Here is a 22,146-nt window from a genome sequence, read left to right as displayed (position 1 = left end):
AGCCGAACATGGCGAAGGAAGCCGCGCACACGCTCGACGCCTTCCACCGCGGTCGCTTCTGGCTGGTCCAGCCCAGGCAGACCGGCCACCGTGCGGGCGCCGACGCGCTGATTCTCGCAGCGGCCGTGCCGTCGGCATTTTCGGGACGGCTTGCCGATTTCGGCGCCGGCGCCGGTGGCGCTGCACTGGCCGTAGCCGCCCGCTGCCCGGGCGCAGAGGTGCAACTCGTCGAGCAATCGCGCGAGATGGCAGACTTTGCCAGGCAGACGCTCGAGCACCCGAAGAATGCCGGGCTGGCGGCGCGTGCGTCGCTGCTGGTTGCCGATGTCGGGCTTGCTGGTGCCGCGCGCGAAAAGGCGGGCCTTGCCGCGCGCTCGTTCGACTTCGTGATCATGAACCCGCCCTTCAACGGGCCGGCCGATCGCAGTTCTCCAGATGCGCTGCGCCGGCAGGCGCACGTGATGGATGACGGGCTGTTCGCCGCCTGGCTGAAAAGTGCCGCGGCCGTGCTGCGGCCGCGCGGCAGCGTCGCGATCATTGCGCGGCCCCCGGCCATTGCACCTATCCTCGCAGCCATGAACGGACGCTTCGGCGCCGCCGAGATCGTGCCCGTGCATGCCCGTGCCGACGCCACGGCGATCCGGGTGGTCATTCGCGCCAGACTGGGCTCGCGGGCCGCGCTCTCCATGATGCCCCCGCTCGTCCTGCATGAAGCGTCCGGCAACGCGTTTTCAGCGCGCGCAGAGGCGATCTTCGCCGGCGAGGCAGCGCTTTTCGGCGACTGAAGGCTCCCTCCGGCATTGTGCGCCGTGCCCGAGTGCCTACATGCAGATCAAAGACGCAAGACCCGCCAAGAGACTGGAGAGCCATTCGTGAGACGATTCCTCAACCGCCTGCTGCCGAAATCCATGCGATCGCAGGCGGTGACGATCCCGGTCGTGCGCCTGCAGGGCACGATCATGTCCGGCGGCGGGCAGTTCAGGCCGAGCCTGTCGCTCGCCTCGACGGCGGGCGTTCTTGAAAAGGCTTTTTCACTCAGCGCGCCGGCCGTCGCGATCTCGATCAATTCGCCCGGCGGCTCGCCGGTGCAGTCGCGGCTGATCTACAAGCGCATCCGCGACCTTGCAGCCGAGAAGAACAAGACCGTTCTGGTCTTCGTCGAGGATGTCGCAGCCTCAGGCGGCTACATGATCGCGGCCGCCGGCGACGAGATCTTCGCCGATCCCTCGTCGATCGTCGGTTCGATCGGCGTGGTGTCGGCCTCCTTCGGCTTCACCGACCTGATGAAGAAGATCGGCGTCGAACGGCGCGTCTACACGGCCGGCAAGAACAAGGCCGTGCTCGACCCGTTCAAGCCGGAAAAGAAGGAAGATATCGAGCGCCTGAAAAAGCTGCAGCTCGAAGTGCACGAGACCTTCATCGACCTCGTCAAGGAACGCCGCGGCAGCAAGCTGAAGGACGATCCCGACCTTTTTACCGGCCTGTTCTGGACCGGCAAGAAGGGAGTGGAGCTCGGGCTCGTCGACGGGCTTGGCGACATGCGCGAGATCCTCAAGAACCGCTTCGGCGCCAGCACGAAGCTGAAGCTCGTCACCGCGCCGCGCGGCCTGTTCGGGCGCCGGCTCGGCATCTTCGGCACCGGCGCCGGGCCGGCCATCGCAGAGGCGGCGGCCGAGGGCCTGATGGATGCGGCCGAACGGCGCGCCCTCTGGGCGCGTTTCGGACTTTGAAAAATACCGGGAAGGCGGTTATCATGGCGGCCTGACCGGCATTTCCGGCCAGCCCCTTGGAGGGAGGACTAGAGAATGCCGCAGATCATCTTCTTCGCAGCCGTCGGCGTCGCAGCCTATGTCGGCTATCGTTCCTTCGTCAGGGAAGCGCAGCGCGTGACCGCCAAGGTTCGCCGCGCCGAGAAACAAGCCGCGAGCGGTGCCACCGGTACGCTGGTGAAGGACCCCGAAACCGGCGAATACCGGCTGGCGAAGGACTGATTGACCGACATTTCCGACGTTTCGCTCGAAGCCGCTCTGTCCACCGAACTGGCTCCGGCAAAGATCAACCTCGCCCTGCATGTCACCGGGAGGCGGGACGACGGCTATCACCTGATCGACAGCCTCGTGGTGTTTACCCGCTTCGGCGACCGCGTCGGAACGGCAGCCGCCGACGAAGACAGTTTCGAGGTGACCGGTCGTTACGCGGCGGATGTGCCGCGTGACGCCAGCAACCTGGTGCTGCGTGCGCGCGAAGCGCTGCGCGCCCGGTACGGGGCGGAAAAGGCTCCGCCCGTCGCCATCACGCTCGAAAAGAACCTGCCGGTCGCATCCGGAATGGGCGGCGGCTCGAGCGACGCGGCGGCGATGCTGCGCAGCCTTGCGCGACTGTGGCAGCTCGACATCGACGACACCGAACTGGCGCGCATTGGCGCGATGCTCGGCGCAGACGTGCCGATGTGCCTGGCGGCAAGGCCGCTCGTCGCGCGCGGCACGGGCGACGAACTGACGATGCTGCCTGGTTTCCCGTCGCTCGGCCTTGTGCTGGTCAATCCGGGTGTGGGCGTTGCGACGGCCGATGTGTTCAAAACGCTTGCCAAGGCCGACAATGAGGGCCTGCCGCCCCTGCCCCGCCAGATCGAGTTCCACAGCATGCGCAACTGGCTGGAAACGACCCGCAACGATCTCGGCCCAGCGGCCGAAAGCATTACGCCGTCGATCCGCTACGCGCTGGCGGCGCTGAACAAGGCCGACGCCGGATTTGCCCGCATGTCGGGCTCGGGCGCGACCTGTTTCGGCCTCTACGAGACCGGCAATGTGGCAAAGCGGGCGGCGGCCGAGATTCGCAAGCGCCAGCCGAAATGGTTCGTCGCCGCGACCCGCAGCATCCCGTCGGAGGACGCATGAGCAGGATCAGCGAGGACAGAGACTTCATTCCCGTCGCCATCGCCGTGCTGACAGTGTCGGACACGCGCAGCCTTGCCGACGACAAGTCGGGGCAGACGCTGGTCGACCGGATCGCCGACGCCGGCCACGCGCTGGCCGACCGCGCCATCGTGACGGACGACGTGGACAAGATCAGGGAAAAGGTGCTGGAGTGGTCGCGAGACGACGCGATAGACGTGGTGATCACCACCGGCGGCACCGGCTTCACCGGGCGCGACGTGACGCCGGACGCGCTGGAGCCAATCTTCGAAAAGCGCATGGACGGCTTTTCGGAAGTGTTCCACCGGATTTCCTACGACAAGATCGGAACCTCGACGATCCAGAGCCGGGCGACCGGCGGCGTCGTCAACGCCACCTTCGTCTTCGTGCTGCCGGGGTCGCCGGGAGCCTGCAAGGACGCATGGGACGGCATCCTGAAGCCGCAGCTCGACTACCGGCACAAGCCCTGCAACTTCGTTGAGATCATGCCGCGGCTCGACGAGCATCTGCGGCGCGGCGCCGGCAAGACCGAGGCCTAGCGCTCACGCGTCCTCGACATTGATGCGGCGGTAGATCGCCTCGATCAGGGAATAGAGCGCGAAGGCAACCAACCCGAACCCGATCGCGGCAAGCAGTGCCCAGCCGACCGGCAGCGACTGGATGAACTCAAGCGCCTGCTGGGAGTCCGGAGGCTTGCCGCTGCCGTCCGCCCGAACGGCGCGCAGGGCGAAGAGAAAGGCAACGACCAGAAACACCACGCCGCGCGCGATCAGTCCCGTCATGGCGATCGGATGGATGATGGTCATGGCATGGCTGCCGGCGTCCATGTGATCGGCATATTTGCCGCGAACGGCCTTGGCGACGTGTGCGATGGCGACGCCGGCCAGTATGAGGGCCAGGGTCGCCGATGCCCAGCGGCTGCCGACAAGGCCTGCTAACGTCTCGGCGAAACCGCCGCCGCCGCCGCTGTCTCCCGCGGCGCTGCGAAGCGACCAGACGTAGAAGGCGAGCGTCAGGTAGATGACGCCGCTTGCCGCCAGCCCGCCGCGAATCGCCAGACCCTTCGGATCAAGACCGTGGTCGTCAGTGTCAAAGCCCGACTGGATCAACCGCCAGACGGCGTAGAAGATGAGTGCTGCGATCAGGCCGTAGGCCATGATGGCGCCGGCGCCGCTGGTCAGCAGCTTGCCGAGAGCCTCGCGGGAGCCCATTGGCTGCCCCGCGCCGATCGCGGCCAGCGCCGCGAAATAGCCGATGACGAGATAGATCAGCCCGCGCGATGCGTAGCCGATGCGGGCCAGCGGCTTGAACCATTGTTTGGCCTTGTGTTCCAAATTTTCGCTCCCGCCATGCCGATGGGTTGCAAATGCGGCAACGGGGCGGTGGTTCCGTCCCGCGGAGCGCCACAGGGCGGCTTCGGCCGGCTCGGCTCAGTAATAGGGCGACCGGCAGGCGCGACGCACACCCCGATGGAGCTGGAAGCTGTTGTCGGAAAGCCGGTACGAGCGGTAGCGCGTGTAGCACCATTCGACATGGGCCGGGCTGGCATAGCCGACGACCGGCAGGGGACTGGCGCCGCGGAAAACTGGCACGGGATAGGCATTGGCGAGATGCGGCTCCGGATAGGCAGGCGCATGGGTATAATGCCGGCCGTAATAGATCTGCGGCCCGGTCGGCTGCACCCATGCGGGCGCCTCGTGGGAGCGATGATGACCTGCGACGTCGACCTGGACGCTGACGGCGACGCTGTCGTGGGCGACAGCGGGCGTCGCCAGGGTAACCAGGGCGAGCGGCGCGAACAGGGCAAGGCGTGACATGGCGGTCCTCCGGCTGAAACTCACGCCAAGAATAGCTGGCCGCAGCGATGCGTTCCGCCGCAAGTGCCGGAAGACTTAACGAAAGCCTAAGGGTCAGGCCTTGCGGCTCGGCGCGACACGGATTTCCGACGCCAGGCGACGCGAGGCGAGGCCGCGCGCCAGGGCCTCGGCGCTGGCCGCCCTGCGAACCAGGGCAGAAGCCTGGCTCTTGGTGATGACCAGCCCGTCCGACAGCGCGCGGTTGCCGGAGAACACCCGCGACAGGAAGGGCGCGCGGCCGATCTTGGAGCGCGAGAAGCGGGCCGGCATCTTTTGCAGTGCGGTATGGGCGACGACACCCTCCATCCAGCCCTCGACAAGACGCGCACCAGGCTCCACAAGCAGCAGCCAGTCGCCCTTGGCCTGGCGCACACCTGCCGCGATGCCGCCGCTGATGTAGCTGCAGCCGGCATGGTCGGCGACCTTGCCGGTCTGGTCGGTCGATCCGTTGTCGCAGACGATCACTTCACGCACCACGCCTTCGATAGCGCCGCTGATCAGCGACGCCAGCGTCTGGGCCAATCCGTCCTCGTCGTTCCGGGTCTCGATCAACACGCTAAGCATGCACGCCGAATAGCCGAAACTGCCGCGCAGCGCCAGTTGCCGGGTCCGCATTCGCCGTCTGCATCACAAAGTTCTTGCTTTGTTCTCTTTCTCAAAATAGGAATAGTTTCATGAAAACGCCGATTCGCAGGCCCGCCGAGATGCCTTGGGAGAGAGCCAGGATGGAACAGATCACACGCGCAGACATTGCAGCTTTCGGAGCCGGAAGGGCCGAGATGGCTAATGCGATGATCGAGCAGAGCGGAATCAGGGTGCGACCCGAGCGCAATCGCGGTCGCGCCGCAGGCATCAACCCGAGCGGCCGCTTCGAGCCGGTAAGCCGCGACGTGTTCGACGACGGCTGGAATTCCTTCGAGGACCTGCCGCCCTTCAAGACCGACGTGCAGGTCGAGAAGCCGCGCACCATCATCACCCGCAACGAATCGCCGGACATTTCCTTCGATCGTTCGATCAACCCCTATCGCGGATGCGAGCATGGCTGTGTCTATTGCTTTGCCCGCCCGACACACAGCTACATGGGCCTGTCGGCCGGTGTGGATTTCGAATCGAAGCTGTTCGCCAAGCCGGATGCCGCGAAGCTGCTCGACAAGGAGCTCTCCAAGGAAGGCTACCAGCCGCGCACCATCGCCATCGGTACCAACACCGATCCCTACCAGCCGGTGGAGAAGCGCTGGCGCATCATGCGCGAGATCCTCGAGGTGCTCGAGGCGCGCAACCATCCGGTCGGCATCGTTACAAAATCCGCGCTGGTGACGCGCGACATCGACATCCTGGCGCGCATGGCCGAGAAGGGCCTCGCCAAGGTGGCGCTGTCAGTTACGACACTCGACCGCAAGCTGGCCCGCACGATGGAGCCGCGCGCTGCGACCCCGACCAGGCGCCTGGAGACGATCCGCGAGCTCAGCGACGCCGGAATCCCGACCTCGGTCATGGTGGCGCCGATCATTCCGGGCCTGACCGACCCGGAGATCGAGCGCATTCTCGACGCTGCACGCGCCGCCGGCGCGCTCGACGCGGGATACGTCATACTGCGCCTGCCGCTTGAGGTCAGCCCGATCTTCAAGGACTGGCTGCTGCGTCACTACCCCGACCGCTACCGGCACGTGATGTCGCTGGTGCGCTCGATGCGTGACGGCAAGGATTACGACGCCGAATGGGGCAAGCGCATGAAGGGCAGCGGGCCCTATGCCTGGCAGATCGGCCGTCGCTTCGAGATCGCAGCCCGCAGGCTCGGGCTCAACGCGCGCAAGACGCCGCTGCGGACCGACCTGTTCGTGCAGGCCAAGAAGGGCGCCGAGCAGCTGATGCTGCTCTAGCACACACACGGAACGCCAGCGTTCCGCCCCATCCGTCCGGCCGCTCCCCCCGGCTGCCCGACGGCGCCTCCCCGACCCGCCAGCCCCCCTCGCCGGCCGGGAAGGCCTTGCGGAGAATCGGGACCGATGCGAGCATCGCCGCACCATGGCTCGCACGCGTCCTGATTCTCCGCCCCTCATTGCCTTTGTCGACAAGCCCGACTTCACCTTCGAGCTGAAGGCGATCGCCGCCGGCAGCTGGCCGGTCGCGGGGCTCGACGAGGCCGGCCGCGGACCGCTCGCCGGCCCCGTGGTTGCGGCGGCCGTGGTGCTCGACCCGGAGCGCATCCCGGAAGGTCTCGACGATTCCAAGCGGCTTACCGGCCAGCAGCGGGAAGCCATCTTCACGAACATCCTGAAACTGGCGCTCGGCGTCTCGGTCGCCTCGCTCTGCGCGGAAGGCATCGACCGCAGCGACATCCGCAAGGCAAGCCTCGAAGCGATGCGCCGCGCACTGGCCGGCCTGCCGCTGACCGCGCGGCTGGCGCTTGCCGACGGCCGCGACGTGCCACCTGGCCTGGGCTGCTCCTGCCAGGCCCTGGTCAAGGGCGACCAGCGTTCGCAGTCGATCGCCGCCGCCTCGATCGTCGCCAAGGTGATGCGCGACCGGATGATGCAGCATTGCGGCAGGGCCGACGAGCGCTACGGGCTGGAAGTGCACATGGGCTATGCGACCGAACGCCACCGTGCCGCAATCGAGGTGCACGGACCGGCTCCCAGGCTGCACAGGCTCTCCTTTTCGCCATTCCGGCTGACGCCGATCGACGAGAGCCAGGCCGAACTCGCAGAGCTCTGAGCCGGCCGCCTTAACGGCAAGAAAAAGGCCGCCCCGGAGGGCGGCCTTTTTGGTTCTTGCGGCGGATGCCGATGTGTCGAACGGCTCAGTTGAGGTTCGACTTCACTTCCTTGAGCGACGCGGCAAAAAGCTCGGCGCCCGACCGCTTGTCGGCCTGGTCGCCAAGCAGCTTGCGGGCTGCCTCGACGGCGATGTCGACCGCGCTGGCGCGGACCTCGATGACGGCCTCGCGCTCGGCCTGCTCGATCTTCTGTTCGGCAAGCGCGGTGCGGCGCGCGACATATTCCTCGGTCTTGCGCTTTGCTTCCTCGAGAAGCATGTCAGCCTCGCGCTTGGCGGCCGCGACAATGTCGGCCGCATCCTTCTCGGCTTCCTCGCGCTTGCGCTGGAAGTCGGCAAGCAGCTGCTTTGCCTCCTCGCGCAGGCGCCGTGCCTCTTCGAGTTCGTTGCGGATGTTGTTGGCTCGCTCATCGAGCGACTTGGTCAGCATGCCGGGTATCTTGAAGTAGACGACCGCGGCGATGAAGATCACGAGGGCGACGGTGGCCCAGAACGTATTGTCCATGACGATCTCCTAGCCGCGAACCGACTTGACGGCGGCCGCTACTGCCGCCTTGTCCACCTTGCCGCCGGTAAGCTGCTGCACAATGGCGGCAGACGTTTCCTCGGCGATCGAGCCGACTTCGCGCATGGCGTTCGACTTGATGGTGGCAATCTGCGACTCGGCGGCGGCGAGCTTCTTGCCGAGGCTTTCCTCGACCTTCTTGCGCGCAGCTTCCGCTTCGGCCTTGGAGGCCTCGTTTGCCTGCTGTCCGATGGCGTTTGCCTTGGCCTTGGCCTCGGCAAGCTCCTGTTCGTAGGCGGCAACGGCAGCATCGGCCTCCGCCTTCATGCGGGCGGCCTCGTCGAGGTCGCCGCTGATGCGTGCGCTGCGATCCTCGAGAATGCCACCGACGCGTGGCAGCACGACCTTCTTCAGGAACAGGTAGAAGAGGCCGAACGTGATGGCGAGCCACAGGATCTGCGACGGAAAGGTCGAAGCGTCGAAGGGCGGGAAAGACCCGTGTCCCTCGGCCTGCTCGGTATGCGCGCCGCCCTCGGCCGCAGCCGCGTGAGCGCCGTCCTCGACGGGCTCGCCATGAGCGCCGCCTTCAGCCGGTGCAGTTTCCTGCGCGTATCCCGGTGTCACAAACATCCAATTTCCCCTGTCCAGGCAATCCGGCCGCAGCCTGCGGCCGGCCGTGCTGTTGCTGGCCTGCTCTTACGTGAAGAGGAGGAGCAGAGCGACGAGGAGCGAGAAGATGCCGAGAGCTTCCGTCACGGCGAAGCCGAAGATCAGGCGGCCGAACTGGCCGTCTGCTGCGGACGGGTTGCGCAGGGCGCCGGCGAGATAGTTGCCGAAGATCGTGCCCAGGCCGATGCCTGCGCCGCCCATGCCGAGGCAGGCGATGCCCGCACCGATTGCCTTTGCTGCGTCTACTTCCATGTCCAACTCCTTGTGGATCTATAGTCTATCGTGTGTTGCGGATGGCGGAAGAGCCCGCCGGTGAAATGTCCCTAGTGACCCGGATGCAGCGCGTCGTTGAGGTACATGCAGGTAAGCACGGCGAAAACATAGGCCTGCAGGAAGGCAACGAGCACTTCCAGCGCGGTGATCGCGACAGTCATGGCAAGCGGCAGGACCGCCCCGGCCACGCCGACGAAACCGGCGGCGCTGAGCGAGACCACGAAGCCCGCGAAGACTTTCAGTGTGATGTGGCCGGCCAGCATGTTGGCGAACAGACGCACGGACAGGCTGATCGGGCGCGACAGGAACGAGATGACCTCGATCAGCACGACCAGCGGCACCAGAATGCCCGGCACGCCTTCCGGTACGAACAGCTTGAGGAAGCCGAAACCGTGCTTCATGAAGCCGTAGACGACGACGGTGCCGATCACCAGCAGCGCCAGCGCGAAGGTGACGATGATGTGGCTGGTGACGGTGAAGAAATAGGGGAACAGGCCGAGAAGATTGGCGACCAGGACGAACATGAACAGCGAGAAGACGAGGGGAAAGAACTTCATTCCCTGCGATCCGGCCGCGTCGCGCAGCATGGAGGCGACGAATTCATAGGACATTTCGGAAATCGACTGCAGCCGGCCGGGGATGAGGCCGCGGGTCGACGTGGTCAGGAAAAGGAAGGCGCCGGCAACGGCAACGGTAGCGACCATGAAGGCAGCGGAATTGGTGAACGACAGGTCGAGCCCACCGATTTCGATCGGAACCCACTTGGCGATCTGGAACTGATGGATCGGATCGTTGGCCAAATCGGCCCCCTTCGGCTAGCTGCACCCACAGGCGCGATTCATTCGTCGTCGGGCTTTCTGTCACCCTTTTCAGGGATTTTCAAACCCGCATCGGCAACCATCCCCGCTGAACGCAGGACATTGAGCACGCCAGCTCCGAATCCCAGCAGCAGGAAGATGATCAATCCCCAGGGCGACGTACCAGCCATCCTGTCGATAATCCAGCCAAGGCCGACGCCGACTGCAATTCCCGCGATGAACTCGCTGGAAAGCTTCAGCGCCTGTCCATAACCGGTCACGCCGCCGGTTCCAGACCCTTGTTTCCCCTGCCGCCTGTCCGGCAATCTCGTTGCAAGCGATGCTTCGAGATCGCGCCGGCGGCGCTCAAGATCGTCGTCGCGGCCTGCGCCACTGCCCTGCCCGTCCGGTCCGGATTTTCCGGTTTCGTCTGGCCCTTTTGATGCGGCCATCGCAACCTCCCATACCGGGCTGGCGGGTCACTGGCCCGTCCGCTCCAAGTCGCGCGCAACATAGTTAGGGGCCATGCCCCCGTCAAGTCGGCGGGCGGATCAGTTCTATCGGTATTTATTGCTGGAAAAACAATGACTTGCTGGGGTGCGACATAGTGCCCGGCACATTATCGGGCGCGTGTCCGGCGAATCCCCGCCGCTCAGCCGCGCCAACGCGGCTGCGCGCCCCGAGAATGGCGGCTAGCTCCAGCCGCCGCCATAGGTGCGGTAGAAGACGTGGAGGCCGATCTTTTTCATCTTCTTCATGGTGTTTGCCCAGCGCGGCGCGACATAGGTCGCGTGGTAGTGCGTCGCCGAGCCGACCTCGGGGATGAAGATCTTGCCGGCGGTCACCGCCATGGCGATCTCCTGAGCCGTCTTGTAGTTGGCCGGATTGGTGATGCGGTCGCGCTTGCCGTCACAGGCGAAGGAGAACTGGCAGCGGTTGAGCCAACCGTCGTTCTGGTAGACGACGCCGCAGATCGAGTCGGGATAGGTCGGGTTGCGGACGCGGTTGAGGATGACCTGCGCGACGGCGGCCTGGCCGCGCAGCTTTTCGCCGCGCGCCTCGAAATAGATGCCGGTGGCGAGGCACTTCTGCTCGGCCTTGGAGAAGACTTCTGCCGGCAGCGGCCGGCTCATCCAGGCGTGGTCGCCCTTGGCGACGGGTGGAATGAAGCGGCCGCCGTCCTTATCGGCGGGATCCTGCAGCAGGCTCTCGAAGGGAGAAGCCTTGGCGTAGTCGGGCGCGGCCGGCGCGTAGGCGGTGGCGAGGATGTCGGACTTCTCGTTGGTGACGAGGCTCGCCAGCATCGGCGGCACGCCGGGGTCGACCTTCTGCTTCTTCATGTAGAAGGAACCGGCGATCTCGACCTCCTTGCCGCGGATCTCCGTCCTGGCGAAGGCCATCCTGACGTCATGCGCCGGGCGCAACAGCATGCTGGTCTTCTTGAACATGGAGCCGGCGTCGAAGGTCCTGGGCGGCGCGACGGGCATGACCTTGATAATGCGGTCCTGCTTGCCCGAGCGGACAATGCGGTCCTCGTCGGGCACGGCGCTCAGCCGGTTGCCCTTGCCGCGCAGCGAGACCGCGCCGAGTTCATCGGATTCAACGCCAGACCCGGAGATCGAGCCGGTGGTGATGTCGCCGTCGACGAAAGGCATTTCGGCCGCATGCACGGAGCCGGCAACCGACTTCTCGACGAAGACGTTCCAGCGGGTGCCGGACTTCTCGATGCCCGAAACGAGGCCGGCCATGTCCTGATAGGCGGCCACGGTCGGAAACCCGACCCAGATCCCAAGACCGATAATCAATGGAGACAGGAACGAACGCTTGTCTCGGCTGGTGGCGGCCAACAGCCGCGTCACTAGTCGTCGATGCACAGGAACTCTCCAGGACGCAACTTACCCTCTTGGAGAGAGAGACTGATGCATTAACCTTGATGGAGCGTTAACCGTGAATATGCGGCGGCAAGATGGTTCCATGCCGCGACCGTGCGTCGCATCACCTGCGTTTCTTGGCGCGCCCGGCAAACGGGTTTTCGGATGCGTGCAGCGACATGCGGATCGGCACGCCGGGCAGGTCGAAAGCCTCGCGCAGGCTGTTGGTCAGATAGCGGATGTAGGATTGCGGCACGTCGTCCGGCCGTGTGCAGGACAGCACAAAGCCCGGCGGCCGCGTCTTGACCTGGGTCATATACTTGATCTTCAGGCGGCGCCCGGCGACGGCGGGCGGCGGATGATGGCCAAGCACGCCTTCAAGCCAGCGGTTGAGACGACCCGTGGAGATGCGGCTGTTCCAGACCCGGTGGGTGCTCAGCACCGCATCCAGGAGCTTGTCCAGGCCGCGGCCTGTCTCGGCCGACACCGGCACGGCGAGCACGCCGCGCACCTGCGGCAGCAGCCGCTCGGTCTTTTCGCGCAGCTCGGCCAACGTTTCCTGCGGATTGTCGATCAGGTCCCACTTGTTGAAGGCGAGCACCAACGCCCTGCCCTCGCGGATGATCAGGTCGGCAAGCTGGAGATCCTGCTTCTCGAAGGGGATGGTCGCGTCGAAGACCACGATGACGACCTCGGCGAAGCGGATGGCGCGCAGTCCGTCGGCGACGGAGAGCTTCTCGAGCTTCTCCTGCACCCTGGACTTGCGGCGCATGCCGGCGGTATCGAACAGCTTGATCTCGCGGCCGCGCCAGTCCCAGTCGACCGAGATGGAATCGCGCGTGATGCCAGCCTCAGGCCCGGTCAGCAGACGTTCCTCGCCGATCAGCGCGTTGATCATCGTCGACTTGCCGGCATTCGGCCTGCCGATGACCGCGATGCGCATCGGCTTGGTGTCGTCATAGGCCGGCTCGGCGTCGGGATCGGCGATGTCCTCGCCGACCAGCGGCTCGCTGAAAGCCAGATCGTCGTCTTCCTCGTCGTCGCCGAAGGCGACCTTCTCGCCGAGGGCCTCGACGACGGCGTCGCGCAGGTCCGGCAGGCCCTGGCCGTGCTCGGCCGACACGCCGATCGGCTCGCCGAGTCCGAGTTCCCAACTCTCGAGCATACCGCCCTGGGCGCCCTTGGCCTCGGCCTTGTTGGCGACCAGCACCACCGGCTTGCCCGACTTGCGGACGATCTCGGCGAAGGTGCGGTCGTCAGGCGTTATGCCGGTCTTGGCGTCGACCATGAAGAAGATGAGGTCGGCCTCGCGAATGGCGATCTCGGTCTGGGCGCGCATGCGGCCCTGCAGCGTGCTCGCCGCCGCGTCCTCGAAACCGGCGGTGTCGATGACGTCGAAATGGAGGTCGTAGAGCTTCGCCGGATGAACGCGGCGGTCGCGTGTGACGCCGGGCGTATCGTCGACGAGCGCCAGCTTGCGGCCTGCGAGACGGTTGAAAAGCGTCGATTTACCGACGTTGGGCCGGCCGATGATGGCGATCTGAAAGCCCATGGCTCACGACGCCGTTCCGGAACCGCGGATCAGTTCGGCCATCAGGGTGGCGCGCTGGCGGGCATTGCGCGGCGCGGCATCGTCGGCGGCGATCTGCTCGAACAGCTTGAGTGCGTCGGAAGCGCGGGCTTCCTTCCAGGCCGACAGGCCGAGCGCCTCGCGCGCCGAATGGCGCAGCGGATCGGTATCCGAGGTCAGTGCCTCGGCGCGTGCCGCAACCTCGGCATAGGTGCCGTTGTCGACGAGCAGGAAGGCGGCGCGCAGTCGCGCCATGTCGCGAATGGCCGACGGGATCGAGGTGTCGGTGGATACCGCGTCGAAGCCGGCCACGGCGCCGGCAAAGTCGCCCTTGGCCGCAAGCACGGTCGCCGCACGCATGCGGGCAAGCAGCGGATAGGCGCCGTAGCCGTCAGCCTCGAGCTGCTCCAGCGCACCGAGCGCCTCGTCGTTCTTGCCGGCGTTGGCGAGTTCGAGGGCCTGGGAGAACTGATCGCCCGAGCGGTTGGCGCGCGAGGTCGTCCAGTAGTCATAGCCGACAAAGCCGGCGGTCACGAGAACGACGAGCACGGCAGCGCCGAGCGCCAGCGGGCCGTAGCGGTCCCACAGGGCGCGCGCCTGATCCTGGCGTATTTCCTCGTTGACTTCGCGGATGAAGCTGTCGTCCGACATTTTTTCTCTTGAACCATGCCAGCCCGTGCGGGCGGCCCTTGTTGCGAGCCTCGCGTTTTAGCGAAATTCTGCCGGCATGGAAGGGGGGTGGCCGGAAATTCGGTCCCGACGGGCCGGCGCGGGAACAGCCAGCGCCCGTTCTGCCCCTGCCTCAGGCGTCATGCCCGGAGCCTGCGGACCGCAACGCCGCCACATTTCGCGCCTACTCGGGCTGGTCATCGAAGCCCAAGAAGAGTGCCCATGTCCTTTGCCTTCCGCGCCGCGCTTTGTGCGTCCCTGTCGATCGCGTCCGTTGCAGAGGCTGGGATCCGCCCGCTGGTGGCGGAGCCCGAGCAGCCGCAATACGTCATCATTTCCTTCGACGGCGCGCAAGACAACGCGCTATGGCAGCGCAGCCGCACGCTGGCGGCGCGGACGGGCGCGCGCTTCACCTATTTCCTGTCCTGCGCCTTCCTTTTGACGCGCGACACGCGCCGCGAATACCAGGGGCCCGGCGAGCAACCGGGCAAGTCCGACGTCGGATTCGCGGAATCCAGGCGGGAGGTTGCGGACCGGCTGGAAGAAATCCGGCTGGCGACTTCCGAGGGCCACGAGATCGCGAGCCATGGCTGCGGCCATTTCGACGGCAAGGACTGGAGCAAGGACGACTGGCTGGAGGAATTCGCGTCGTTCCACCACATCATGCGCGATGCCTACACGATCAACGGCATCGCCGGAGAACCGGCCGACTGGCGCGACTTCGCCGACAAGGCGGTGACCGGATTTCGCGCGCCCTATCTTGCAACGGGCAAGCCGCTCTATGCGGCGCTCAAGGCTGCCGGTTTCGCCTATGACGCGAGCGGCGTCTCTCGCGGCCCGGCAATGCCGGAGCGCGGCGACGGTGCAGTGCGCTTTTCGCTGCCGATGATTCCGGAAGGTCCGGCGTCCAGGCGCGTCATCGCCATGGACTATAATCTCTTCGTTCGCCACACGGACGGCGTCGAGCAACCGGACGAGAGCGGCGCCTTCCAGGAACGCTCCTACGAGGCCTTCAAGGAAGCTTTCGACGCGCAATATGGCGGCGAGCGCATACCGCTGCAGATCGGCTTCCATTTCGCCCTGATGAACGACGGCGCCTACTGGAAGGCGCTCGAGCGCTTCGCCTCCGACGTCTGCACGAAGCCCGACGTGGTGTGCACCAGCTACCAGGATTACCTGGCGCGGACCGGCGCCAGGGATACGCTCAGCGAAGCGGCGGGCGGCTAGGCCGCACGCCACCACCTCGCCCAATCCGATCTAGACCTCGGACTGCCGCTCCATGTAGCGGCGGTCGATGTCGGGCAATTCCTCGCCATGCAACACCGCCTCGAAGGCCTTTAGGCGCTTGTGGATCGAGAGAAGCTCGACGATCGTCGGCCAGGCGTTGACCAGGTACTGGAACGAGGAACTGACCTGGGTAAAGGCGGTCAGGATCTGCTGCAGGATGCCGAAGGTGATCTTGCCGGCCGCGATGGTCGGCACCAGGATCAGGTAGGCGAAGATGTTGTCGGCCTGGATGTAGAATGAGCGCGCCACGTTGAAATACATGTAGTGGAAATAGAGCCGGAAATAGTTCTTCCGGACGTTGGCGTAGAGCTCCCGCACCGTGGGGGGCTGCGCTCGGTCCTCGTGGTCCTCGCCGTAGACGAGTTCCTTGCGGTAGGCGGCCTCGACACGCTGGTTGCGGAACTCGAGGCCCGGGAGCTTGATGCCGACGATGGCGAGCAGCACCGTGCCGAAAAGCGACCAGAAGATCGCGGCGTACATCAGCGGCGCCGGTATCTCGCCGACGATCGGCAGTTCCGTGACGGTCGAGGACAGGCCGTAGAGGATCGGCAGGAAGGCGATCAGCGTCATCACCGCATCGACCATGCTGACGCCGAGCCCCTCGACGGTCTGGGCAAAGCGCATGGTGTCTTCCTGCACGCGCTGTGACGCGCCTTCGATCGTCCGCAGCTGCGGCCAGTTGGCCATGTAATAATCGTTCATCGCGGTGCGCCAGCGGAAGATGTAGTGGCTGACGAAGAAGCGCGTGCCGACAAAGGCAGCGACAGCCATGAAGGCGATCTGGGCGAAGATCAGGATCAGGCCGTAGAGATCGGCGGCCGCAACCGACCCCGGTGTCGTCAGGGCCTGCTGCACCGAGTCGAAGAAGGGCCGGCGCCAGTTGTTGATCGCCACGCTGATCTGCACCGAGAAATAGGTGGAGAAGAGGATGAGCGCGCTGCCGAGGATGGACCAGTGCGCCCAGGGATGCGGCGAGAAGACGAACCAGAAGGCCGCGAAGAGCGCGGTAACGAGCGCGAAGTAGATGTAGAACCAGAGGAATTCCGGCGTCCAGAAATAGTAGGCGCCGACGATCGGTGCGGCATCTTCCGCGGCCGGCGGCATGCCGAAGTGGGCGCCGATGTCCCTGCCGACCAGATACCAGAACACCACGGCGACAATCACCCAGCCGACGAAGGAGAGGAAGAACAGCTTCGGTCGCGGGAAGAAGGATACGAACAAGGGTGGAACTCCCTACCATGCGGCGCAATCACCGGTCGGCGCGCATCATCCACAATTCGCGGCGAAAGGAAATGCTGCGGGCTGACGGGCCCACGCAACGGCTGGAATCAGGCGGAAGCAGGACCTTCGGCCGACCAGACGATGGCGGCCGATGCGAGGAGCGCGGCGGCTGCGCCGAGCGACGGCAGGAAAAAGCTGCCGCTCCATTGGGCGACGACGCCGGCGAGCACCGGTCCGGCGATCTGGCCGACGCCGAAGGCTGCCGTCATCAGCGCCAGGGCGCGCCGCGCCGACAGCGGCGCCATGAGCTGCGCCAGCCGCAAGCCGAGCGAGGTCGCGGCGATGAAGGTGGCGCCAAGCAGGATGCCGCCCACCAACGGCCCAGCCAGCCCGCCCGTGGCGACGCTGGCCGTAACGCCCGCCGCTTCGACGATGCAGGCCAGTACATAGGCGGAAGACAGGCCGATACGGTTGGCGACGCGGTTCCACAGGAAGACCGAGGGGAACCCTGCAAGGCCGGTGGCGAGCCAGACAACGGCCTCGAACTGTCGCCCGCCGTCGCCCTCGCGCACGATGGCGACGAGAAAGGTGGCGGTGACGATGTAGCCCAGGCCGAACAGGCCGTAGGCGAGGATGACCTTGCGCAACGCCCAGCTGTCGGGGAGCTTCGGCTCGCGGCGCGGATGACCGACGACGAAGGGGCCACGGTCGACCAGCCAGGCGACCGCCACGAAACCGGCAGCCGAGATCGCGGCCGCGCCGAACCAGCCGCCGCGCCAGTCGGTTCCCGCCGCAAGCAAGAGAAGCATCATTGCCGAGGAGCTGGCGATGCCGAGGCCGACGCCGCCGAAATGCAGCGCCTGCAGGTCGCTGCGCCGCGCATTGGCGAGATGCGAGAAGACGATGCTGGCGAGGAAGACCATCACGAAAGCGCTGGCGAGACCGGCAAGGAAGCGCACGGCCAGGAACAGGGCGAGGCTGTCGGCGAGGCCCATGGCGCCGGCGAGCAATGCGCTGGCGCCGAGGCCGGCAAGCATGATGTGTCGCTCGTGACCCTCGGCCCAGCCGCCGGCGGCAAGAATGGCGCCGACCAGATAGCCGAGATAGTTGGCCGAGGCGATGAGGCCGGCATCGGCGGCCGAGAGGCCGAGCTGCTGCATCATGCCGGGCAGGATCGGCGTGTAGACGAAACGTCCGATGCCCATGGCGACGGCCATCGCGATCATGCCGGCGAGGGCTATTCGAAGAGGCGGCGCGGGCTCGGACGACATGGTACGGACCATATTGTGCCGCGTGTGCAGTGCAACAAATATTGCTTGGGCCAATCCGGGAGGCGAACAGATCGGTAGCGCTAGGCGCCGGCGAAGAGCGTCTCGTAGGTCCCGGGCTTGAAGCCGACCGTCAGCTTTCCATCGACGTCGAGCACCGGGCGCTTGATCAGCGTCGGGTTGGCAAGCATCAGGGCGGCCGCGCTTTCACCGTCGATACCGGCCTTGTCGTTCTCGGGAAGCTGCCGCCAGGTGGCGCTGGAGCGGTTGACGAGTGCTTCCCAGCCGAGCGCCTGCTGCCAACCGGCAAGCCGCTCGCGCTCGAGTCCCTCGACGCGGTAATCGTGGAACCGGTATGCCACGCCATGGCCGTCGAGCCAGGCGCGCGCCTTCTTCATCGTGTCGCAGTTCTTGATGCCGTATATGGTGACGGTCATGGCATCAGCCCCGCTCGGGGAAGAGCGCCTTCAGGCCCTCGGGCGAGGCATGCGCCACGCCGCGCTCTGTAATCAGGCCAGTGATCAGCCGCGCCGGCGTCACGTCGAAGGCCGGGTTGGCCGAAGGCGTCGCGTCAGGCGAAATACGCACCTGGGCGATCTCGCCCGAAGCGGTCCTGCCCCAGACCAGCGCGACCTCGTCGCCCGAGCGTTCCTCGATGGGGATTTCCGTCAGCCCATCGTGAACGGTCCAGTCGATGGTGGGCGACGGCAGGCCGACATAGAAGGGCACGCCATTGTCGTGCGCGGCGAGCGCCTTGAGATAGGTGCCGATCTTGTTGCAGACATCGCCATTGGCGGTGGTGCGATCGGTGCCGACGATGACCATGTCGACCGCGCCGCGCTGCATCAGGTGGCCGCCGGCATTGTCGACGATCAGCGTGTGCGGCACGCCGTGGCCGGCCATCTCCCATGCCGTGAGCTGGGCGCCCTGGTTGCGGGGGCGCGTCTCGTCGACATAGACGTGCACCGGGATGCCGGCTTCGGTGGCAAGATAGATGGGTGCGGTGGCCGTGCCGTAATCGACGGTCGCCAGCCAGCCGGCATTGCAGTGGGTCAGGATGTTGACCGGTTCGCCGGGTTTCTTGGTCGCGGCGATCTTCCTGATGATTTCCAGGCCATGCCTGCCGATCGAGCGGTTGAGCTCGATGTCCTCGTCGGCGATTTCGGCGGCCCGCCGGTAGGCTGCCTCGGCGCGCTCAGCCAAGGGCAGCGGCGTCAGCACGCGGCGCATCTCGTCGAGCGCCCAGCGCAGGTTGATGGCGGTGGGGCGCGTCTCGTGCAGCTGGTGCCAGACCTTGTCGAGGGCGGCGTCCGATGCGTCTTGCCGCATCTGGATGGCGACGCCATAGGCCGCGGTGACGCCGATCAGCGGCGCGCCGCGCACCCACATGTCGCGGATGGCGGTGGCGATACCGGCGACGCTGTCGACGGTCTCGACGCGCAGGTCGTGCGGCAGCCAGCGCTGGTCGATGATGTCGACCGAGCGGCCATCCTCGTTCAGCCAGATGGTACGGTAGTGGCGGTCCCCGACGTTCAAGAGACAATCCCCTTCTCGAGCCGTCCGGCCAGCACGTTTATCTCGTCGAGCCCATGAATGCGCTCGCGGTTGACCGCGATATGGCGGCCGAACTTCAGCGCGCGCGTCTCGCAGGCGGCGCGCAGGTCCTTGTCTTCGATGGTTTCGAAATCGGCATTGTGGGCAAGGCCGAGGATGCGGCGATGAATCTCGACGCCGGCAAAGCCCAGCATGTCGGTCCAGATCGAATGCAGCACGCGGTCGAGGGCCTGCTCTGACCCGAGCACATCACCGCGATCCTCGAACAGGCGCCGGTCGTAGAGCATGCCGCTGCGCTCGGTGCGCCACAGGTTTGAAAACTCACTCCGGAAGACCGACCAGGTGTCGACGATGACCTGGAGCAGATAGGCGCGCATACCGGCGCGGTCGTTGCCCGCCTCGTGGCCGGCCTGCGAGAAATAGGCCATCCAGAAATTGGCGAGCAGCATGCCGACGTCGAAGGCCATCGGCCCGTAGAAGGCGAATTCCGGATCGATGACGCGGGTCTCTTCGTCGGTGACCATGATGGAACCCGAGTGAAGATCGCCATGCACAAGGGTTTCGGCGCTGGACGCGAAGAGGTGCTTGAGGCGCTGCGCCTCGACCTTGAGATCGCGGTCGGCGCGCAGTTCGGCGACGATGCCGTCCAGCTGCGGCGTGGTGTGGCTGTTCAGCTCAGCCTCGTAGTAGGGATCCGTGAAGACCAGGCTTTCGGTGATGTCGCAGAGCTCGGCATTATCGGCGAACAGCGCCACGTCTTCCTTGCGCTCGCGCGCCTTCATCGACAGGTCGGAGCCGCGGAACAGCGTGCGGGCGACGAAGCGGCCCAGATCATCGGCGATCTTCGGCAGCTGCCGGCCCTCGATCAGCGCCTTGCGCAGGATGATGTGCGGCGACAGGTACTCCATGACGATCAGCGCCTGCGCCTCGTCGAAATGGTAGATGGCGGGAACGGTGCCGACGCCGGCACGCGCCTCCTGGCGCTTCAATGCATGGTATTCGAAGAAGGAGCGCTTCAGCGGCAGCGGCCAGCTCTCGCCGACGAGGCGGACATAGGGCAGCGCCTGCTTGACGACTGCCGCACCCTTGGCCCCCTCGACGATGAAGACGAGATTGAGGTTGCCGTCACCAACTTCGCGGACGCGCCAGCCGGCGGCATCGGTGCCGATGCGCGATGTCAGCGCCTCGGTGCCGCCAAGGCGCGAAGGCAGGGTTTCGGCGGTCAGCGCTTCGAATGCCGCAGGCTGTTTCATGTGGTCCTCCCAGGTCCATGCGCCGTGCACATGAAAGCCGACGATGACGGGCGAAACTAGGCACCACCCTGTCAATTGTCAATCGTATTGACAATTGACGGCTTTGTTCCTAGCGTTCGATTGGAGGGAGGAAAAATGTCCGTGGATGCCGTGTTCCGCATAGCGGGCCTGAGGAAGTCCTTTGGCCCGATCCAGGTGCTTGGCGGCGTCAGCCTCGACCTGCATGCGGGCGAAGTGACGGTGCTGATGGGCGCCAATGGCGCGGGCAAATCGACCCTCGTGCGGGTCGTCAGCGGCGTCTACGCCCGAGACGGCGGCACGATCACGCTTGAAGGCAAGGATTTTGCGCCCGAAACACCGGCCGACGCGATGCGCTCCGGCGTGGTGACGGTGCACCAGAACATCAATGACGGCGTGGTGATGTCGCTCGACGTGGCGACCAATCTGACGCTCGACCGGCTGAACGGTGCCGGCGCGAAATTCCTATTCAATCCGCGAAGCGTCCGCCGCCAAGCGCGCGAAGTCGCCGACCGCATGGGGCTCGAGATCAGCCTCGACGCCGAGATCAGCGAGTTGTCGCTGGCCGACCGGCAGATGGTGTCGATCGCTCGGGCCATGGCGCACGAGCCCAAGGTTCTGATCCTCGACGAGCCGACCTCTTCGCTGTCGAGCGCGGAAGCCAACCGGCTGTTCTCTGTCATCGACCGCCTGCGCCAGGAAGGCGTGGCGATCCTCTATATCTCGCACCGCATGTCCGACATCAGGCGCCTGGCCGACCGTATCATCTGCCTGCGCGACGGCGGCATTTCCGGCGTCTTCGATTCCAAACCGCTTGACTACGAGGGCGCGGTGAACGCCATGCTCGGCCAGAAGGTCGATCTCGGCCAGGTCGCGGTGAAGGATGCCGACCGGACGGTTTTCGCGGCCAGAGACCTGCGCATCGCGCCGGGCGCCACGCCCTTCTCCATGGAACTCGGCGACGGCGAGATCGTCGCGGTGACCGGGCTGGTCGGCGTCGGCAAGACGGCACTGGCCGAGACGCTGTTCGGCCACCGCCAGCCGCTCGGCGGGGCGATGAAGCTGCGCGGCAAAAGCTATCAGCCGCGCTCGACCGGCGAGGCCATCGCCGAGGGCGTGTTCCTGGTCGCCAAGGACCGTGCCGACAGCGGCATCGTGCAGGACTTCAACATCTACGAGAACATGAGCCTGCCCTTCCTCAGCCGCATCTCGCGGCTCGGCGTGTCGCGGCGCAACGCCGAGCGGAACATGGCGCGAGACCGCATCGCCGATCTCGGCATCGTCTGCCGCACCGAGCGCGACGAGATGTCGACGCTATCGGGCGGCAACCAGCAGAAGGTCATGGTCGCCCGCTGGATGACGCAGCCGGCCAACCTGTTCATTCTCGACGAGCCCTTCCAGGGCGTCGACATCGCCGCCCGGCGCGACATCGCAGCCAAGCTGCGCGCGAGTGCCGCCGGCCGCGCCACCGTGATCTTCGTCACCGAGCTGGACGAGGCGCTGGAAACGGCGGACCGCATCCTGGTGATGTCGGAACACTCGATCGTCGGCGAGCATCGCAACGCCGATGTCGACATCGACCAGTTGCTCGCCGAGATCGCCGGCCGGGCCCAGAGGGGCGCGGCGTGATGGCGGTCGCAAAGCG

General features: G+C 65.9%; 25 protein-coding genes. 9 read left to right on the top strand and 16 right to left on the bottom strand.

The annotated features are described in order from the left end of the window. Positions 1-8 precede the first annotated feature (8 nt). The 5 genes from ACT2BZ_RS13475 to moaB all read left to right on the top strand — a co-directional run bounded on the left by ACT2BZ_RS13475 (position 9) and on the right by moaB (position 3,454). A complete protein-coding gene (locus ACT2BZ_RS13475; RefSeq protein WP_457935653.1) occupies positions 9-785 on the top strand; it encodes a tRNA1(Val) (adenine(37)-N6)-methyltransferase in 777 nt (258 codons plus the stop codon). A gap of 87 nt (positions 786-872) precedes the next feature. After that, positions 873-1,730: a S49 family peptidase gene (locus ACT2BZ_RS13470; RefSeq protein ID WP_457935652.1), complete on the top strand. Its 858-nt coding sequence runs from the start codon at positions 873-875 to the stop codon at positions 1,728-1,730. A 75-nt stretch (positions 1,731-1,805) separates the two neighbouring features. After that, positions 1,806-1,991 carry a hypothetical protein gene (locus ACT2BZ_RS13465; protein ID WP_457935651.1) on the top strand — a complete coding sequence of 62 codons (186 nt, stop codon included), beginning with the start codon at positions 1,806-1,808 and terminating at the stop codon, positions 1,989-1,991. A gap of 9 nt (positions 1,992-2,000) precedes the next feature. Beyond that, positions 2,001-2,897 carry a 4-(cytidine 5'-diphospho)-2-C-methyl-D-erythritol kinase gene (locus ACT2BZ_RS13460; RefSeq protein WP_457941309.1) on the top strand — a complete coding sequence of 299 codons (897 nt, stop codon included), beginning with the start codon at positions 2,001-2,003 and terminating at the stop codon, positions 2,895-2,897. Continuing rightward, positions 2,894-3,454: a molybdenum cofactor biosynthesis protein B gene (moaB, locus tag ACT2BZ_RS13455; RefSeq protein ID WP_457935650.1), complete on the top strand. Its 561-nt coding sequence runs from the start codon at positions 2,894-2,896 to the stop codon at positions 3,452-3,454. Before ACT2BZ_RS13460 ends, moaB begins: the two co-directional genes overlap by 4 nt. Positions 3,455-3,457: 3 nt before the next feature. Here the strand turns inward: moaB and ACT2BZ_RS13450 are convergent, their stop codons facing one another. The 3 genes from ACT2BZ_RS13450 to ACT2BZ_RS13440 form a co-directional block, all read right to left on the bottom strand. Further along, positions 3,458-4,249 (bottom strand): DUF1206 domain-containing protein, encoded by a 792-nt coding sequence (locus ACT2BZ_RS13450; protein WP_457935649.1) that lies wholly within the window; start codon positions 4,247-4,249, stop codon positions 3,458-3,460. Positions 4,250-4,345: 96 nt separating this feature from the next. Next, a complete protein-coding gene (locus tag ACT2BZ_RS13445) occupies positions 4,346-4,732 on the bottom strand; it encodes a BA14K family protein (RefSeq protein ID WP_457935648.1) in 387 nt (128 codons plus the stop codon). 93 nt (positions 4,733-4,825) lie between these two features. Then, a complete protein-coding gene (locus ACT2BZ_RS13440; RefSeq protein WP_457941308.1) occupies positions 4,826-5,335 on the bottom strand; it encodes a glycosyltransferase in 510 nt (169 codons plus the stop codon). Between the two features lie 161 nt (positions 5,336-5,496). On the opposite strand from ACT2BZ_RS13440, the gene ACT2BZ_RS13435 reads away from it, so the two are divergent. Both ACT2BZ_RS13435 and ACT2BZ_RS13430 read left to right on the top strand, forming a co-directional pair. Next, a complete protein-coding gene (locus ACT2BZ_RS13435; protein ID WP_457935647.1) occupies positions 5,497-6,651 on the top strand; it encodes a PA0069 family radical SAM protein in 1,155 nt (384 codons plus the stop codon). Between the two features lie 145 nt (positions 6,652-6,796). Continuing rightward, entirely contained in the window at positions 6,797-7,486 is a 690-nt protein-coding gene (locus tag ACT2BZ_RS13430; protein ID WP_457935646.1) for a ribonuclease HII, read from the top strand. An 85-nt stretch (positions 7,487-7,571) separates the two neighbouring features. Here the strand turns inward: ACT2BZ_RS13430 and ACT2BZ_RS13425 are convergent, their stop codons facing one another. The 8 genes from ACT2BZ_RS13425 to ACT2BZ_RS13390 all read right to left on the bottom strand — a co-directional run bounded on the left by ACT2BZ_RS13425 (position 7,572) and on the right by ACT2BZ_RS13390 (position 13,882). After that, a complete protein-coding gene (locus ACT2BZ_RS13425; protein WP_457935645.1) occupies positions 7,572-8,051 on the bottom strand; it encodes a F0F1 ATP synthase subunit B in 480 nt (159 codons plus the stop codon). 9 nt (positions 8,052-8,060) lie between these two features. Further along, complete coding sequence (locus tag ACT2BZ_RS13420; RefSeq protein ID WP_457935644.1) at positions 8,061-8,681, bottom strand: F0F1 ATP synthase subunit B; 621 nt, start codon at positions 8,679-8,681, stop codon at positions 8,061-8,063. Positions 8,682-8,747: 66 nt separating this feature from the next. After that, positions 8,748-8,972, bottom strand: a complete 225-nt coding sequence (locus tag ACT2BZ_RS13415) for a F0F1 ATP synthase subunit C (protein ID WP_091918644.1) — start codon at positions 8,970-8,972, stop codon at positions 8,748-8,750. 71 nt (positions 8,973-9,043) lie between these two features. Further along, entirely contained in the window at positions 9,044-9,793 is a 750-nt protein-coding gene (locus ACT2BZ_RS13410; protein WP_457935643.1) for a F0F1 ATP synthase subunit A, read from the bottom strand. Between the two features lie 38 nt (positions 9,794-9,831). After that, positions 9,832-10,242 carry an AtpZ/AtpI family protein gene (locus tag ACT2BZ_RS13405; protein ID WP_457935642.1) on the bottom strand — a complete coding sequence of 137 codons (411 nt, stop codon included), beginning with the start codon at positions 10,240-10,242 and terminating at the stop codon, positions 9,832-9,834. A gap of 240 nt (positions 10,243-10,482) precedes the next feature. Then, complete coding sequence (locus ACT2BZ_RS13400; RefSeq protein WP_457935641.1) at positions 10,483-11,664, bottom strand: cell wall hydrolase; 1,182 nt, start codon at positions 11,662-11,664, stop codon at positions 10,483-10,485. A 121-nt stretch (positions 11,665-11,785) separates the two neighbouring features. After that, positions 11,786-13,213: a ribosome biogenesis GTPase Der gene (der, locus tag ACT2BZ_RS13395; RefSeq protein WP_457935640.1), complete on the bottom strand. Its 1,428-nt coding sequence runs from the start codon at positions 13,211-13,213 to the stop codon at positions 11,786-11,788. Positions 13,214-13,216: 3 nt separating this feature from the next. Continuing rightward, on the bottom strand, positions 13,217-13,882 hold the full coding sequence (locus tag ACT2BZ_RS13390) for a tetratricopeptide repeat protein (protein ID WP_457935639.1): 666 nt from the start codon (positions 13,880-13,882) through the stop codon (positions 13,217-13,219). 240 nt (positions 13,883-14,122) lie between these two features. Here ACT2BZ_RS13390 and ACT2BZ_RS13385 point away from each other — a divergent pair, with 240 nt between their 5' ends. Next, positions 14,123-15,127, top strand: a complete 1,005-nt coding sequence (locus ACT2BZ_RS13385; RefSeq protein ID WP_457935638.1) for a polysaccharide deacetylase — start codon at positions 14,123-14,125, stop codon at positions 15,125-15,127. A 30-nt stretch (positions 15,128-15,157) separates the two neighbouring features. Here the strand turns inward: ACT2BZ_RS13385 and sbmA are convergent, their stop codons facing one another. From sbmA to mtnK, 5 genes are all read right to left on the bottom strand, one after another. After that, positions 15,158-16,408 (bottom strand): peptide antibiotic transporter SbmA, encoded by a 1,251-nt coding sequence (gene sbmA, locus ACT2BZ_RS13380; protein WP_457935637.1) that lies wholly within the window; start codon positions 16,406-16,408, stop codon positions 15,158-15,160. Positions 16,409-16,515: 107 nt separating this feature from the next. Next, on the bottom strand, positions 16,516-17,679 hold the full coding sequence (locus ACT2BZ_RS13375; RefSeq protein WP_457941307.1) for a YbfB/YjiJ family MFS transporter: 1,164 nt from the start codon (positions 17,677-17,679) through the stop codon (positions 16,516-16,518). 80 nt (positions 17,680-17,759) lie between these two features. Further along, on the bottom strand, positions 17,760-18,113 hold the full coding sequence (locus ACT2BZ_RS13370) for an ArsC family reductase (protein WP_457935636.1): 354 nt from the start codon (positions 18,111-18,113) through the stop codon (positions 17,760-17,762). 4 nt (positions 18,114-18,117) lie between these two features. Beyond that, positions 18,118-19,212: an S-methyl-5-thioribose-1-phosphate isomerase gene (gene mtnA, locus ACT2BZ_RS13365; RefSeq protein WP_457935635.1), complete on the bottom strand. Its 1,095-nt coding sequence runs from the start codon at positions 19,210-19,212 to the stop codon at positions 18,118-18,120. Beyond that, positions 19,209-20,483: an S-methyl-5-thioribose kinase gene (gene mtnK, locus ACT2BZ_RS13360; protein WP_457935634.1), complete on the bottom strand. Its 1,275-nt coding sequence runs from the start codon at positions 20,481-20,483 to the stop codon at positions 19,209-19,211. The genes mtnA and mtnK overlap by 4 nt, the downstream gene beginning before the upstream one ends. Positions 20,484-20,618: 135 nt before the next feature. On the opposite strand from mtnK, the gene ACT2BZ_RS13355 reads away from it, so the two are divergent. Then, positions 20,619-22,130: a sugar ABC transporter ATP-binding protein gene (locus tag ACT2BZ_RS13355; protein WP_457935633.1), complete on the top strand. Its 1,512-nt coding sequence runs from the start codon at positions 20,619-20,621 to the stop codon at positions 22,128-22,130. Positions 22,131-22,146: the final 16 nt, after the last annotated feature.

It is taken from the genome of Mesorhizobium sp. 10J20-29 (assembly GCF_054130485.1).
This window is presented reverse-complemented; position numbering and strand designations above follow the sequence as displayed.

Bases quoted from the DNA above. Each gene is read 5' to 3' on its own strand.
- ACT2BZ_RS13475 (WP_457935653.1), top strand. From the start codon at position 9: ATGGCGAAGGAAGCCGCGCACACGCTCGACGCCTTCCACCGCGGTCGC.
- ACT2BZ_RS13465 (WP_457935651.1), top strand. From the start codon at position 1,806: ATGCCGCAGATCATCTTCTTCGCAGCCGTCGGCGTCGCAGCCTATGTC.
- moaB (WP_457935650.1), top strand. From the start codon at position 2,894: ATGAGCAGGATCAGCGAGGACAGAGACTTCATTCCCGTCGCCATCGCC.
- ACT2BZ_RS13445 (WP_457935648.1), bottom strand. From the start codon at position 4,732: ATGTCACGCCTTGCCCTGTTCGCGCCGCTCGCCCTGGTTACCCTGGCG.
- ACT2BZ_RS13440 (WP_457941308.1), bottom strand. From the start codon at position 5,335: ATGCTTAGCGTGTTGATCGAGACCCGGAACGACGAGGACGGATTGGCC.
- ACT2BZ_RS13435 (WP_457935647.1), top strand. From the start codon at position 5,497: ATGGAACAGATCACACGCGCAGACATTGCAGCTTTCGGAGCCGGAAGG.
- ACT2BZ_RS13430 (WP_457935646.1), top strand. From the start codon at position 6,797: ATGGCTCGCACGCGTCCTGATTCTCCGCCCCTCATTGCCTTTGTCGAC.
- ACT2BZ_RS13425 (WP_457935645.1), bottom strand. From the start codon at position 8,051: ATGGACAATACGTTCTGGGCCACCGTCGCCCTCGTGATCTTCATCGCC.
- ACT2BZ_RS13420 (WP_457935644.1), bottom strand. From the start codon at position 8,681: ATGTTTGTGACACCGGGATACGCGCAGGAAACTGCACCGGCTGAAGGC.
- ACT2BZ_RS13415 (WP_091918644.1), bottom strand. From the start codon at position 8,972: ATGGAAGTAGACGCAGCAAAGGCAATCGGTGCGGGCATCGCCTGCCTC.
- ACT2BZ_RS13405 (WP_457935642.1), bottom strand. From the start codon at position 10,242: ATGGCCGCATCAAAAGGGCCAGACGAAACCGGAAAATCCGGACCGGAC.
- der (WP_457935640.1), bottom strand. From the start codon at position 13,213: ATGGGCTTTCAGATCGCCATCATCGGCCGGCCCAACGTCGGTAAATCG.
- ACT2BZ_RS13390 (WP_457935639.1), bottom strand. From the start codon at position 13,882: ATGTCGGACGACAGCTTCATCCGCGAAGTCAACGAGGAAATACGCCAG.
- ACT2BZ_RS13385 (WP_457935638.1), top strand. From the start codon at position 14,123: ATGTCCTTTGCCTTCCGCGCCGCGCTTTGTGCGTCCCTGTCGATCGCG.
- ACT2BZ_RS13375 (WP_457941307.1), bottom strand. From the start codon at position 17,679: ATGTCGTCCGAGCCCGCGCCGCCTCTTCGAATAGCCCTCGCCGGCATG.
- ACT2BZ_RS13370 (WP_457935636.1), bottom strand. From the start codon at position 18,113: ATGACCGTCACCATATACGGCATCAAGAACTGCGACACGATGAAGAAG.
- mtnK (WP_457935634.1), bottom strand. From the start codon at position 20,483: ATGAAACAGCCTGCGGCATTCGAAGCGCTGACCGCCGAAACCCTGCCT.
- ACT2BZ_RS13355 (WP_457935633.1), top strand. From the start codon at position 20,619: ATGTCCGTGGATGCCGTGTTCCGCATAGCGGGCCTGAGGAAGTCCTTT.